Below are 12,339 nucleotides of genomic sequence, written 5' to 3' on the forward strand. Positions count from 1 at the left end.
TAAATCGCCATCATCTACTGCTTGGCCACCTGTTTGGTCACTTTCAGGTAGTCCAGCAGAATCCGGCCTGTCTCGGCCAGGTAGGCGTCGTCTTCCGGCTTGGTTTTGTCCGCCTCGGTCGGCAGCGCGTCTTCATCTTCTTTCTTCAGTTCCTTGAGTGGGTCTTCGCCCTTGGCCTTGCGGCGGACGTTCTCCAGCACCAGTTGCTGATTCTCGATGTCGGTGTGCTGCTTGCGGCGATCGATTTCGTTGAGGCTGACGGTTTTTTCTTCCATCAACTTCTTCCCCAGGGCCAGCTTGTCGCGGATAAACACGAACTCGGCATCCTTGGCGGAGCGGGTGTCGTGGTCAGCCTTCAACTGCGCCAGGAACGGTTTGAACGGGTCCGACGCCGGCTTGATCGCAGGACGGATGGTGTCCCACGGCATGGCTTCGGGCAGGGCGCTCTCGCCGATTTCCTTGGTGTCGATGATCGACGGGAAGTCGATGTCCGGCAGTACGCCCTGATGCTGGGTGCTCTGCCCGGAAACCCGGTAGAACTTGGCCAGGGTCAGCTTCAGCTCGCCATGGTTCAGCGGCTGGATGGTCTGCACGGTGCCTTTGCCGAAGGTCTGGCCGCCGATGATCAAGGCGCGGTGATAGTCCTGCATGGCACCGGCGAAAATCTCCGAAGCCGAGGCCGACAAGCGGTTGACCAGCAATGCCATCGGGCCTTTGTAGAAGGCACCCGGGTTCTCGTCTTCGAGCACGTCGACGCGGCCGTCAGCGTTGCGTACCAACACGGTCGGACCCTTGTCGATAAACAGACTGGTCAGCTCGGTGGCTTCCTGCAGGGAGCCGCCGCCGTTGTTGCGCAGATCGATGACCACGCCGTCGACTTTTTCTTTCTGCAGCTCGGTCAGGATTTTCTTAACGTCGCGCGTGGTGCTCTTGTAGTCCGGATCGCCGGCACGGAAGGCCTTGAAGTCCAGGTAGAAAGCCGGGATTTCAATCACGCCCAACTTATAGTCCTTGCCATCCTGCTTGAGGCTGAGGACTTTCTTCTGCACGGCCTGGTCTTCGAGCTTCACCGCTTCACGGGTGATGGACACGATTTTGCTGGTCTGGTCGTTCGGTGCATTGGTGTGCGGAATCACTTCCAGGCGCACCACGCTGCCTTTCGGCCCACGGATCAGCTTGACCACTTCGTCCAGGCGCCAGCCGACCACATCTACCATCTCTTTGTCGGCCTGGGCCACGCCGATGATCTTGTCGGCAGGTGCAACCTGCTTGGTCTTGTCCGCCGGACCTGCCGGAACCAGACGCACGATCTTCACTTGGTCATTGTCGCTTTGCAGGACGGCACCGATGCCTTCCAGCGACAGACTCATATTGATATCGAAATTTTCCGCGTTATCCGGCGACAGATAATTGGTGTGCGGATCGTAGGACATCGCGAAGGTGTTGATGTAGGCCTGGAAGATATCTTCGGCACGGGTCTGGTCCAGACGTGCCAACTGATTCTTGTAGCGCTTGGTCAACAGCTCTTGAATGGCCTTCGGCTCTTTGCCGGCGATCTTCAGGCGCAGCACTTCGTCCTTGACGCGTTTGCGCCACAGGTCATCCAGGGCGGCGGTGCTGGTCAGCCAAGGGGCGTCCTTGCGATCCACCAGAAGGCTTTCCTTCTCGGCGAAGTCGAGCTTGTCGACGCCTTTGTTCAGCTCACCGAGGGCGAAGTCCAGACGCGCTTTGACACGGTCCAGGTAGCGCTTGTAGATGGTGAAGCCGGGCTGCAGGTCGCCGCTTTTGAGGAAGTCGTCGAACTGGGTCTTCCACTTGTTGAACTCAGCGATATCGCTGGCCAGGAAGTAGCTGCGCGACGGATCCAGCAGCTTGAGGTAGCTGTCATAGATGATCACCGAGCGAGCGTCGTCCAGCGGCGGCTTGCTGTAGTGATGGCGCTTGAGCAACTCGACGACGTTAAGGCTCGCAATCACCTCGTCGCGATCAGGCTGAAGGTTGTCCCAGCTGTTGGCTGCGAACGTATTGGTCGACATCGACGACAGGCCGAGACCAATGAAAAGAGCTAGGGCGGTGCTTGGGAACAAATGCTTCATGCTGATTCGACGCGGGGGCAATTGATAACGCATATTAGGCCGTCTTTGAAGTCGCCGGTTCCATATGGGCCGGTCGCATAATGCAAAAAGCCCGGCGATACAGCTACGGGCTCAGTCCAGACTCACTATGGAGGCACTGTGAAAGCATTGCAAGGCGTTGAAGGTCATGTGGAGTGGTTGGAAGAGCCAAGTCCTACATGCGATGTAGGTCAGGTTCGCATTCGGGTGGCGGCTGCGGGACTCAATCGCGCCGATTTATTGCAGCGAGCGGGGCTTTATCCGCCACCGCCGGGCGTCAGCACGGTGTTGGGCCTGGAGTGTTCCGGGGTGATCAGCGAGGTCGGCGCGGGCTCGTCCTGGCAGGTCGGCGACCGCGTCTGTGCGCTGCTGGCCGGGGGCGGCATGGCCGAGGAAGTGGTGGTGGACGCCCGCCATGTGCTGCCGGTGCCGGAAGGCCTGTCGTTGACCGAAGCGGCGGCCTTGCCCGAGGTATATAGCACCGCGTGGTTGAATCTGTTCCAACTGGCGGGCCTCAGGCCCGGTGAAAAGGTGTTGCTGCATGCCGGCGCCAGTGGCGTGGGCTCGGCGGCGATCCAGCTGTGCAAGGCGTTTGGCAGCCCGTGCTGGGTCAGTGTCGGCTCGGCGGATCGGCTGGCCTACTGCGAAGCGCTCGGCGCCCAGGGCGGTGTGGTGCGCACGGACGGTATTGAAGGGCTGCGGGATTTCGGGCCGTTCGATGTCATCCTCGACCCGGTTGGCGCCAGCTACGCGGCGCTGGACCTCAAGCTGCTTGCCCTGGACGGTCGTTGGGTGTTGATCGGCCTGATGGGCGGGCGCGAGGCGCAGTTGGACCTGGCGCAGGTGCTGGGCAAGCGAGTGCAACTGCTGGGCTCGACCCTGCGCAGCCGCGACGATCAGTTCAAGGCCGACCTGTTCAGTGATCTAAGCCAGCATGTCTGGCCGTTGTTTGCCGAAGGCCGCTTGAGCCCGCAACTGGCCAAGACCTTCCCGATCAAGGATGCCGAGGCGGCGTTTGCCGAGCTTGCGACCAACCAGATTTCCGGGAAATTGGTGTTGGTGATCGACGACAGCCTGATCTGACCTCGAATTGGAATGTGGTCAATGTGGGAGGGGGCTTGCCCCCGATGGCGGTGGATCAGATGAAATATTCTTCACTGACACACCGCCATCGGGGGCAAGCCCCCTCCCACATTTGATTGGATTTCAAGTTGAGAGGCTCGGCGTCAGGCCCAGTGGTGGATTGGCCAGCCGGCTTTTTCGGCGTGCTCGCGCAATACCGGGTCGGGATTCACCACCTGCGGATGATCCACTTTCAGCAGTAACGGCAAATCATTGCGCGAATCCGAATAGAAGTACGCGCCTTCCAGGGTTTCACCTTGCTGTTCCAGCCATTCGAGCAAGCGCGTGATCTTGCCTTCGCGGTAGGTCAGGACGCCGACGGTACGGCCGCTGTACACGCCGTGGCTGACATCCAGTTCAATCCCCAATACTTCATCGATACCGATACGCGCCGCAATCGGCGTGACCAGGTGGGTGCCCGACGCGGAAATCACCAGGACCCGGTCGCCGTTCGCGCGGTGGCGGGCGATGGTGCGGGTGGCGTCGCTGTAGATCAGCGGTTCGATCACGTCCTCGACCCATGGCTCCACCAGATGCTCGATCTCCTCCGGTGTGCGGCCGATCATCGGCTCCAGGCTGAAGTCCATGAACGTTTCCATGGCCAGCTTGCCCTGGCTGTAGGCGTCCATCAGTTCGTTGTTCTTGCGCATGAACGACTCGGGGTCGACCCAGGCCAGGCGGCCCATCTGCTCGCTCCACAGGGTGGCGCAGTCGCCGTGGATCAGGGTGTCGTCCAAATCAAAAATTACCAATGCCATCCGTTACGCTCTCTCATTAATGCAATGCCGCTCAGGCTACTTCACACAGTGCGCTTGGGTCGATGGAAAGTGCCAGGCGCTGGCCGTCAGGGTGCAGATCGTCCGCCGAGCGGTTGAGCACGTCCACCACCAATTCCACGCCGCGCGCTTCGATGCGGTAGCGAATCACGTTGCCCAGCAGGCTGTGGCTGCGCACCAGGGCGTCGAGTTCGCCGCTGCGGCTCAGTTCGATGGCTTCCGGGCGAATCGCGATGCGCCCGCTGATCGGCCGTTGCAGCAGTTGGCTGGCCTTGTCCGCGTCGAGCAGGTTGTAGTTGCCGATGAACCCGGCGGCAAACGCATCCACCGGCGCGGTGTAGAGGGTTTCGGCATCGCCGCTTTGGACGATCTTGCCCTGGTTCATCAGGAAGATCCGGTCGGACATGGTCAGCGCTTCTTCCTGGTCATGGGTCACGAAGATCGTGGTCAGCCCCAGTTCGCGCTGGATCTGGCGGATCTGCTCGCGCAGGTGCTTGCGAATGCGCGCATCCAGCGCCGACAGCGGTTCATCCAGCAGCAACAGGCGCGGGCGGGTGACCAGGGAGCGGGCGAGGGCCACGCGCTGGCACTGGCCGCCGGACATCTGGTGCGGATAGCGCCCGGCCAGGTCCTTGAGTTCCACCAGTTGCAACACGTCCTGCACGCGTGTGTGGCTGTCGTCGGCGTTGACCTTTTGCATGCGCAGGCCGAAGGCGACGTTTTGTTCCACGGTCATGTTGGGGAACAGCGCATAGCTCTGGAACACCATGCCGATCTGCCGTTTCTGCGGGCTCAGGGGCACGATGTCGTGGCCGTCGAGGAGGATCTGGCCACTGTCCACCGACGTCAGGCCGGCGATGCAGCGCAGCAAGGTGGACTTGCCACAGCCGGACGGGCCGAGCAGGGTGACGAATTCGCCCTTGGCGATCTCGCAATTGATGTCACTGAACACCGGGGTGCCGGCGTAGCCTTTTTGCAGGTGTTGGACGCTGACGAAGCTCATTGGCTTTTGTCCTTGTTCAAGATGTTGGCGGCCCAGGTCAGCACCAGCACAAAGAAGAAATAGGAAATGACCACGGCACTGGTGAAATGGCCGCTGCTGTTGCGCATGTTGTTCAGGTACACCTGCAGGGTTTCGTAGCGCGTGCCGACGAGGATATTGGCGAACACGAACTCACCGAACAGGAACGAAAACGACAGCAGCAACGCCACCATCAGGCCCTTGCGCAGGTTCGGCAGCACCACCAGGATCGCCGCCTGCCAGGTGCTGGCGCCGAGCAGTTGCGCGGCGTCCATCAGGTCGCGCAGGTTGATGGCTTGCAGGTTGTTGGTGATCGCGCGGTACATGAACGGCAGCGCCACGGTGAAGTAGCAGCCGATCAGAATCCACGGCGTGCCCACCATCGCCAGCGGCCCGGAACCATAGAGTTGCAGCAGGCCCACCGACGACACCACCGGCGGCACCGCGAAGGGCAGCAGGATCAGGATGTTCATCAGCGCGTCGAGCCTGGGGAAGTGGTAATGCACCACGAACAGCAGCGGCAGGATCAGCACCACCGATAAAATCAACGCGCCCACGCAGACCAGCAGGGACTGGCCGAAAGCCATCAGAAAGCGCGGGTCACTCCATAGCTGCACGTACCACTTCACGGTAAAACCGGCCGGCAAGATCGTCGCCGACCAACTGCTGGCAATGGAGTAGACAAAGGTGCCGATCAGCGGCAGCACCAGGATCGCGAACAACAGGTACACCACCACCCGGTGGTAGAGGGTGGCTGGGCCGGCTTCAGCGCGAGACATGGTAGCTCCTCTTGAGCAGCAGTTGATGGACCACGGTGACCACGGTCATCAGCGCCACCAGCACAACGGCCAGCGCGCTGGCCATGTTCGGGTCCAGGGAGATGTCGCCGGAGACCATCGCCGCGATCCGGATCGGCAATACGTTGAAGTTGCCGGTGGTCAGCGCGTAGACCGTGGCGTAGGCGCCGAGGGCGTTGGCCAGCAGGATCACGAAGGTGCCGAGCAGCGCCGGGGTCAGCACCGGCAGGCCGATGTGGCGCCAGAACTGCCAGCCGTTGGCGCCCAGCAGGGCGGCGGACTCGCGCCAGTCTTCGCGCAACGCATCGAAGGCCGGGTAGAGCAGCAGCACGCCCAGCGGGATCTGGAAGTAGGTGTAGAGAATGATCAGGCCGGTCTTGGAGTACAGGTTGAAGTCCTGAATGATCCCGGCTTGCTTGAGCATGAGGGTGATACTGCCGTTGAAACCGAGCAGGATGATGAAGGCAAAGGCCAGGGGCACGCCGGCGAAGTTGCTGGTCATGTTGGCGAAGGCGGTGACGAAGTTGCGCAGCGGCGAGTCCACGCGGCGCAACGAGTAGCTGCCGAGCACCGAAATGATGATGCCGAACACGCTGGAGTAGAAGCTGATCTCCAGGCTGTACTGGATCGCCTGCAGGTAGAACTTCGAACTGAAGATTTTGCTGAAGTTGGCCAGGCCCCAGCCGAACTCTTCCGATTGCAGGCTGTTGATCATCACCCACGCCAGCGGGGCGATTTCAAACACGATGAAGAACAGTGCGAAGGGCACCAGGCAGAGGATTGCCAGCCATTTACTGCGGGTCATGGCACTCACTTCAACAGCTCCCGGCAGACAGGTTTGTCGTGGGGCACGCCGAGCAACGCGCAGACGGTGCCGCACAGCTCGGTTTGCCTGGGCGTGGCGTCGGGATCGAACGTGAAGGCCGAGCCGAGCACGAACAGCGGCACCTCGCGTTCTTCCGGCAGCAGGCCGTTGTGGGAGCGGTCGTTGTTCATGCCGTGGTCGGCAGTCACCAGCACCTGATAGCCGGCGTCGAGCCAGCCTTGCAGGTAATCGGCGAGGAGGATGTCGGCCGAGCGTGCGCTGTTGCGGTATTGCGCGCTGTCGAGGCCGTGCTTGTGACCGGCATCGTCGATGTTCATCGGGTGGACCACCAGCAGGTTCGGCGCGTGTCTGCAGCGCAGGCTTTCGGCGTCGGCGAACAGGTGCGAATCCGGGTAGTGGTCCTGCCAGTAGAAGTGCCCGTGCTGGATCGCCAGGGTTTTGTCGTCGGTATGCCGGTCACGGGCGGCGATAAAGGGCGTGCGGTTATACAGCTCGCTGACCCAGTGATAGGCCGCCGCCGCAGTGGTGAGACCGGCGTCGCGGGCGTAATGGAACAGGCTGCGCTGGTTGGACAAGCGCGAGACATGGTTGTGGACGATGCCGCTGTCGATCGGCGGCACGCCGGTGAAGATGCATTCGTAGAGCGGCCGGGAAAGGGACGGCAGTTCGCATTCGAGTTTGTACAGTGCTGCGCGTCCTGCGCCGACGTAGGCTTGCAGATGCCCCATGGCATGACGGGCAACCTCGAAGTTCAGGCCGTCGAGCACCACAAGGATGACGTTGTGCTTCATAGGGGGAGACGCTCCGCAACAGATGGGGTTGGATCGGGTTTGCGGTTGGAACCGGAACAAATGTGGGAGCAGGCAAGCCTGCTCCCACACTGACCGCATCTACAGTTCAGGCATTACTGCATATTGATGATGACTTCTTCCTGCCACTTCTGCGGCAGTGCCTTGGAGCTCTTCTCCCAGGCGTCGGCATCCTTGATCGGGGTGACGTGCTTGTATTGCTCGTTCGGCAGCAGCTTGTCCTGTACTTCCTTCGGCAACGTCAGGTGTTCGGCGCGAATCGGCCGCGCATTGCCCTTGGCCAGGTTGATCTGGCCGGCGTCGCTGAAGATGTATTCGCGGGCCAGTTTGGCGGCGTTCGGGTGCTTGGCGTATTTATTGATGATGGTGGTGTAGCCGGAAATCACCGAACCGTCCGATGGGATCAGCACCACGTAGTCATCCGGGTTGGCCATCTTGGCTCTGTAGCTCAAACCGTTGAAATCCCAGACCACGCCGACTTCCACTTCGCCTTTTTCCATGGTGGCGATGGTCGGGTTGGCGAGGGACAGGCGACCTTGCTTGGCGATGTCGGCGAACATCAGCAGGGCGGGTTGCAGGTTTTTCTCGTCGCCCTTGTTGGCGATGGCGGCGGCCAAGACACCGTTGGCGGCTTGGGCGGCGGTGCTCACGTCACCGATGGAGACTTTGTATTTACCGCCCTTCAAGTCAGCCCAACTGGTTGGCACGTCCGAGCCGTGCAGCAGTTTTTTGTTGACGATAAAGGCGATGGTGCCGGTGTAGGCCAGGGCCCAGTTGCCGTCTTTATCTTTCGCCCAATCCGGGACCTGGGCCCAGGTGCTTGGCTTGTACGGCTGAACCACGCCCTGTTTCACCGCGATCGGGCCGAAGGCGGCGCCGACGTCGCCGATATCGGCACTGGCGTTGTCTTTCTCGGCGGCGAACTTGGCGATTTCCTGGGCCGAGCTCATGTCGGTATCGATGTGCTTGAGGCCGTAGGTCTTGGCCAGGTCATCCCAGGTGCCTTTCCAGTTGGCCCAGTCATCGGGCATGCCGACGCTGTTGACTGCGCCTTCCGCTTTCGCGGCGGCTTCGAGCGTTTTTAGATCGGTATCAGCGGCCATGGCGGCGGTGCACATGGCAATGGTCGAGCCTAACAGTGATGCCAGGAAAAGCTGTTTCATCCGAAGCTCCTTTGGGCGTTTTCAACGCGGCGTTTTATATGAACGTTAGCGGTGGTGTTGGTCTAGGTCAGCAATACCTGAGCCAATCTAGGCGGGATGGATGACAGTTTCGTGTCGATGTCGTTTTTAGCGCGCCGATGTCGCTCAGCGCAGGTTTAGCGTAGACCATGCCAAAGCGCCCGCAGGCCTTGGACTTGGCCGATGGATTGCAGGGTTCGTCGCAAGGCTCGACAGGGGCTGTCATCTGTCGGTCATCTGCAATGCCTAGGCTGGCACGCAGAAGCACAAGCCCAAATATCGAGCGATTTATGCACCTGAACGGTGCTGGTCTAGTCCAGGTAGGTAACGTTGATGCGTGATGAGGCAATCAAGGCGGTGACATCCATCGGCCTGGCGCTGCAAGAGCAGATCGACCACGGCCTGTTGCCGCCAGCCAGCAAGCTGCCCGCCGAGCGCAAGCTCAGCGAGTTGTTTGGTACCACCCGGATTACGGTGCGGGAAGCCTTGTTACAACTGGAGGCCCAAGGGCAAATCTATCGCGAGGAGCGCCGTGGCTGGTTTGTCTCGCCGCCGCGCCTGGCCTACAACCTGATGCAGCGCAGCCACTTTCACGCAATGGTCAGCGACCAGGGGCGCGTGGCGTCGACCGAGGTGATCAGCGCACGGCTGCAACCGGCGTCGGCAGCGGTGTGCGCGTGGCTGCAATTGCCGGCGCTGTCCAGCGTGATCCAGATTTGCCGCCGGCGCAGGATCGACGGGCGCCTGGTGCTGTATGTGGAGCACTACCTGAACCCGCAGTATTTTCCGGGGATTCTGGCGTGCGACCTGAACCAGTCGATGACCGAGCTGTACGCCCGCAAGTACGACTTGCACTACGGGCGGGTACGTTTCGAGATTGTGCCGACCTCACTGCCGGTGGAAGCCGCCGCCGCGTTGCGCGTGTCGGTGGGCAGCCCGGGTTTGCGCATCGCGCGGGTCAACTATGACCAGCATCAGCGCTTGATCGACTGCGACCTGGAGTTCTGGCGGCATGATGCCATCCATGTGGGCGTGGATGTCATGGGCTCAGCGTCTTGATCAGTTGATCCACATTGCTTTCCAGCGCCGTCACCGGGTCGGCGCCGTCGACGTTCAATACCAGCAGTTGCGCGCCGCCGGCCGTCACTGCGGTTTTCACCGCCGCGCTGGGCGGGCGTCGGCAGGGCGTTTTGTTCCTGCTGCAGCCAGTGGATCTCATCCAGGCTCACGCGCAGGTCGGCGTAGATGCCTTGCTCGGCGGCGCTGAGGTCGCGGCGGGCGTCCAACTGGTGGCTGGGCACGGCGACCACGGTCTGGGTTTCACCGTGCAGGGCCATCACCGTACCGGCCACCGCCAGGATGATCAGGCACAGCAGCAGCACATAGAGGTTTCGTGGCCGGCACCGGCGGGGCGTACAACCTGTGTCGTGCTCATTGAGGCTGGATATCCGCTTGGTCGATTTCAACCACGTGACCGGGGCCTGCGTCGAACAGCACATAGAACTCAGCGGACGGCTTCTTGAAAGTCAGCGTCGAATCCGCGCCGAGCTTGCCGGGCACCAGGATGGTTTCGTCGTAGCCGATCACATCCAGGGTCACGCCGGGGGCGCCGCTGCCGTCGGAAAAACCGCCGCTGCATTCGATCTGTTCGCCGGGGATTTCCTTGCATTCGCACATCGGGTTGTGGGCCACGGCTGTGGGACAGAAACCGGCGCACAGCAACAGCGCGGCGCAGGCGCGGCTCAGGCGTATCAACGTCATGGTTTGACTCCTTGCTGGTTCAGCCAGGCAATGGTGGCAGGCGAGGCCTGGCTCAGCGCAATGGAACCCTGGTGCATCGTGCCGTCCCAGCCTTCCATGGTGACCCACAGTTCGGCGTCGGCCGGCGTGCGCTCGGGCACCGGCAGCAGCGCGCCCATGCGGTATGGCGTGCCGAAGAAGATCACCCCGGCGGCGCGCAGGCTGCGGGGTTTGCCGATGCGCAGGTAGGTTGCCTTGACCTGGTCGGCACAGGCGGCGCACAGGGCGGCGTTGAAGAATTTCATCGGGCCGGCCGGGTCCGGGCGCGGGCCTTCGTTGCGAAACTCGGCGAGGGTCAGGCTCCAGGGGCCTACCTGCACCTCGCCGGCCACCCGCTCGCCGATGCCGCTGTCACCGCGAAACAGTGCGGCGTCGGCAAAGTACTTGGGCATGAAGCACAGGGGCACCAACAACAGCAGGACGTTGATGTGGAAGCGCCATTTCAGCCAAACGGCCCGCAGCGGCGAAGGCGTTGCAGCAGCGAGCTTGCTCATCGGTTGCCCTCCGAAGTTTCAGCCCGCATGGCCGGGATGGATGCCGCTTGGCGTGGCGCCTTATGGCTGCGCTTGAAGGCGTGGAGGGTGGCCAGGGCTGTGCGTTTGGTCCAGATCAGCAGGCCGCTCAATACCATCATGCTCAGCACCAGGCCGAAGAATGCCCAGATCAGCTTGATCCACAGCCCGCCAAAGTCGCCGGTGTGCAGCGGGCGCATGGACTCGGTGACGAACTCCAGCGCCGAGCGGTTGGACAGCAGGTGCGAAACCGCCACTTCGCCGGTGTAGGGGTTGATCTGCGCGGTCTGGAACATCAACGGGTACCAGCCCCGCCCGCCGATCTGCAGATGGCTGTAGGCATTGAGTGGCAGGAACACAAAACTGGTCTCCAGCCCCGGAATCCGTTGGCTGGCGATTTCGATCGCGTCGTCCAGGGCAATCATCGGCGCCGGCACGCCGGGGGCGGACGTTGGCACGTTCTCCCGGGCAATCACCGGCACGACGGGTTCGCTGGAGATGGAAATCTGATTATCCCCCAGGATCGCTTGAATCAGGAACCAGGTGCCGGTGATGGAAATGACCGCGATAAACCAGATCGACCAGATACCGCTCAGGCGGTGGAAGTCGCCCCAGAAGATTCGCGCGCCCTGGCGGATGCGCAGGGTCGGGCGCAAAAAGCCCTTCCAGAAGCGTTTGTACACCACCAGCCCGGTGATCAACGACGCCAGTAACGGCAGGCCGAGCGCGGAGACCAGGTACCAGCCCCAACTGAACCCATTGCTGAACGGCACCAGCCACCAACCATGCAGGGCGCGGGTGAATTGTTTGAAGTCGAACGCCGGGCTGATGCCCTGGATCGCCCCGGTGTACGGGTTAACGTAGACCTCCACCGAGCGCCCGTCGGGGTAGCTGAGGTCGACACTCAGGGCGAAGTGCGACTCGTCCGGGCGGACGATGGATTGCACGATCACCTGGGGCTCGGCGCGTTTGATGGCGCTGATCACCTGGTCATAGCTCAGCGGCTCGGCATCATCTGACGGCTGGCTTGCGCGAATTTCCGGGTTGGCCAGCCAGACGATTTCCTGGCTGACCACCGCCAGGGTGCCGGTGACGCAGACGATCAGTACAAAGAACCAGATGGGTAAGGCCAGCCAACTGTGTACGAGGAACCAGAGTTTTGAGCGCGACTTCTTCGACATGTGAATGGGGGTCTTGATCGGAGGGGGCAATGAGCGCCCGAAAAAGGCCGGTCGTAGCTTTTGCTGACGCGACGGGCTGTATCTAAGTTAAGACGGATGAGAATGAGAAATCCCTAACCGAGATATGAAAGCAAATGTTTCAGGTTCACATTTAGGGCGCTTAAGGTAACGCCGACCCTCGATCAAACGGTGGAGGTCGG

12 protein-coding genes and 2 pseudogenes are annotated in these 12,339 nt (G+C 61.5%); 2 read left to right on the forward strand and 12 right to left on the reverse strand.

The annotated features are described in order from the left end of the window. Positions 1 to 14: 14 nt before the first annotated feature. On the reverse strand, positions 15 to 2,096 hold the full coding sequence (locus J2Y83_RS08885) for a carboxy terminal-processing peptidase (RefSeq protein ID WP_253394549.1): 2,082 nt from the start codon (positions 2,094 to 2,096) through the stop codon (positions 15 to 17). A gap of 138 nt (positions 2,097 to 2,234) precedes the next feature. Here J2Y83_RS08885 and J2Y83_RS08890 point away from each other — a divergent pair, with 138 nt between their 5' ends. After that, positions 2,235 to 3,197: a zinc-binding dehydrogenase gene (locus tag J2Y83_RS08890; protein WP_253394550.1), complete on the forward strand. Its 963-nt coding sequence runs from the start codon at positions 2,235 to 2,237 to the stop codon at positions 3,195 to 3,197. A gap of 143 nt (positions 3,198 to 3,340) precedes the next feature. Here J2Y83_RS08890 and J2Y83_RS08895 read toward each other — a convergent pair whose 3' ends face one another. The 6 genes from J2Y83_RS08895 to J2Y83_RS08920 all read right to left on the reverse strand — a co-directional run bounded on the left by J2Y83_RS08895 (position 3,341) and on the right by J2Y83_RS08920 (position 8,628). After that, on the reverse strand, positions 3,341 to 3,994 hold the full coding sequence (locus J2Y83_RS08895) for an HAD family hydrolase (protein ID WP_253394551.1): 654 nt from the start codon (positions 3,992 to 3,994) through the stop codon (positions 3,341 to 3,343). Positions 3,995 to 4,025: 31 nt separating this feature from the next. Then, positions 4,026 to 5,015: an ABC transporter ATP-binding protein gene (locus J2Y83_RS08900; protein ID WP_253394552.1), complete on the reverse strand. Its 990-nt coding sequence runs from the start codon at positions 5,013 to 5,015 to the stop codon at positions 4,026 to 4,028. Further along, on the reverse strand, positions 5,012 to 5,812 hold the full coding sequence (locus tag J2Y83_RS08905) for an ABC transporter permease (protein WP_253394553.1): 801 nt from the start codon (positions 5,810 to 5,812) through the stop codon (positions 5,012 to 5,014). Before J2Y83_RS08905 ends, J2Y83_RS08900 begins: the two co-directional genes overlap by 4 nt. Continuing rightward, positions 5,799 to 6,635, reverse strand: coding sequence for an ABC transporter permease (locus J2Y83_RS08910; RefSeq protein WP_247405200.1), 837 nt, complete (start codon positions 6,633 to 6,635; stop codon positions 5,799 to 5,801). Before J2Y83_RS08910 ends, J2Y83_RS08905 begins: the two co-directional genes overlap by 14 nt. Before the next feature lie 5 nt (positions 6,636 to 6,640). Further along, complete coding sequence (locus J2Y83_RS08915) at positions 6,641 to 7,447, reverse strand: alkaline phosphatase family protein (protein ID WP_253394554.1); 807 nt, start codon at positions 7,445 to 7,447, stop codon at positions 6,641 to 6,643. 113 nt (positions 7,448 to 7,560) lie between these two features. Beyond that, positions 7,561 to 8,628 carry an ABC transporter substrate-binding protein gene (locus J2Y83_RS08920; protein WP_253394556.1) on the reverse strand — a complete coding sequence of 356 codons (1,068 nt, stop codon included), beginning with the start codon at positions 8,626 to 8,628 and terminating at the stop codon, positions 7,561 to 7,563. A 351-nt stretch (positions 8,629 to 8,979) separates the two neighbouring features. On the opposite strand from J2Y83_RS08920, the gene J2Y83_RS08925 reads away from it, so the two are divergent. After that, positions 8,980 to 9,705 (forward strand): UTRA domain-containing protein, encoded by a 726-nt coding sequence (locus J2Y83_RS08925; RefSeq protein ID WP_253394558.1) that lies wholly within the window; start codon positions 8,980 to 8,982, stop codon positions 9,703 to 9,705. Here J2Y83_RS08925 and J2Y83_RS08930 read toward each other — a convergent pair. From J2Y83_RS08930 to J2Y83_RS08950, 5 genes and pseudogenes are all read right to left on the reverse strand, one after another. Further along, positions 9,686 to 9,823 (reverse strand): annotated as a pseudogene (locus J2Y83_RS08930) (metal ABC transporter substrate-binding protein); the annotation flags it as partial. The gene J2Y83_RS08925 and the pseudogene J2Y83_RS08930 overlap by 20 nt on opposite strands. Beyond that, positions 9,801 to 10,081: pseudogene (locus J2Y83_RS08935) on the reverse strand (DUF6162 family protein); the annotation flags it as partial. The pseudogenes J2Y83_RS08930 and J2Y83_RS08935, both read right to left, overlap by 23 nt. After that, positions 10,078 to 10,407 carry a hypothetical protein gene (locus J2Y83_RS08940; protein WP_253394560.1) on the reverse strand — a complete coding sequence of 110 codons (330 nt, stop codon included), beginning with the start codon at positions 10,405 to 10,407 and terminating at the stop codon, positions 10,078 to 10,080. The gene J2Y83_RS08940 and the pseudogene J2Y83_RS08935, both read right to left, overlap by 4 nt. Further along, on the reverse strand, positions 10,404 to 10,940 hold the full coding sequence (locus J2Y83_RS08945) for a thiamine pyrophosphate-binding protein (protein ID WP_253394562.1): 537 nt from the start codon (positions 10,938 to 10,940) through the stop codon (positions 10,404 to 10,406). The genes J2Y83_RS08940 and J2Y83_RS08945 overlap by 4 nt, the downstream gene beginning before the upstream one ends. Further along, complete coding sequence (locus J2Y83_RS08950) at positions 10,937 to 12,139, reverse strand: PepSY-associated TM helix domain-containing protein (protein ID WP_253394564.1); 1,203 nt, start codon at positions 12,137 to 12,139, stop codon at positions 10,937 to 10,939. Before J2Y83_RS08950 ends, J2Y83_RS08945 begins: the two co-directional genes overlap by 4 nt. Between the last annotated feature and the right edge of the window lie 200 nt (positions 12,140 to 12,339).

It is taken from the genome of Pseudomonas marginalis, assembly GCF_024169655.1.
Classification (GTDB): Bacteria; Pseudomonadota; Gammaproteobacteria; order Pseudomonadales; family Pseudomonadaceae; genus Aquipseudomonas; species Aquipseudomonas paraveronii.

Coding starts and splice junctions, on each gene's coding strand:
- J2Y83_RS08885 (WP_253394549.1), bottom strand. CDS start 2,096: ATGAAGCATTTGTTCCCAAGCACCGCCCTAGCTCTTTTCATTGGTCTC.
- J2Y83_RS08895 (WP_253394551.1), bottom strand. CDS start 3,994: ATGGCATTGGTAATTTTTGATTTGGACGACACCCTGATCCACGGCGAC.
- J2Y83_RS08900 (WP_253394552.1), bottom strand. CDS start 5,015: ATGAGCTTCGTCAGCGTCCAACACCTGCAAAAAGGCTACGCCGGCACC.
- J2Y83_RS08905 (WP_253394553.1), bottom strand. CDS start 5,812: ATGTCTCGCGCTGAAGCCGGCCCAGCCACCCTCTACCACCGGGTGGTG.
- J2Y83_RS08910 (WP_247405200.1), bottom strand. CDS start 6,635: ATGACCCGCAGTAAATGGCTGGCAATCCTCTGCCTGGTGCCCTTCGCA.
- J2Y83_RS08915 (WP_253394554.1), bottom strand. CDS start 7,447: ATGAAGCACAACGTCATCCTTGTGGTGCTCGACGGCCTGAACTTCGAG.
- J2Y83_RS08920 (WP_253394556.1), bottom strand. CDS start 8,628: ATGAAACAGCTTTTCCTGGCATCACTGTTAGGCTCGACCATTGCCATG.
- J2Y83_RS08925 (WP_253394558.1), top strand. CDS start 8,980: ATGCGTGATGAGGCAATCAAGGCGGTGACATCCATCGGCCTGGCGCTG.
- J2Y83_RS08940 (WP_253394560.1), bottom strand. CDS start 10,407: ATGACGTTGATACGCCTGAGCCGCGCCTGCGCCGCGCTGTTGCTGTGC.
- J2Y83_RS08945 (WP_253394562.1), bottom strand. CDS start 10,940: ATGAGCAAGCTCGCTGCTGCAACGCCTTCGCCGCTGCGGGCCGTTTGG.
- J2Y83_RS08950 (WP_253394564.1), bottom strand. CDS start 12,139: ATGTCGAAGAAGTCGCGCTCAAAACTCTGGTTCCTCGTACACAGTTGG.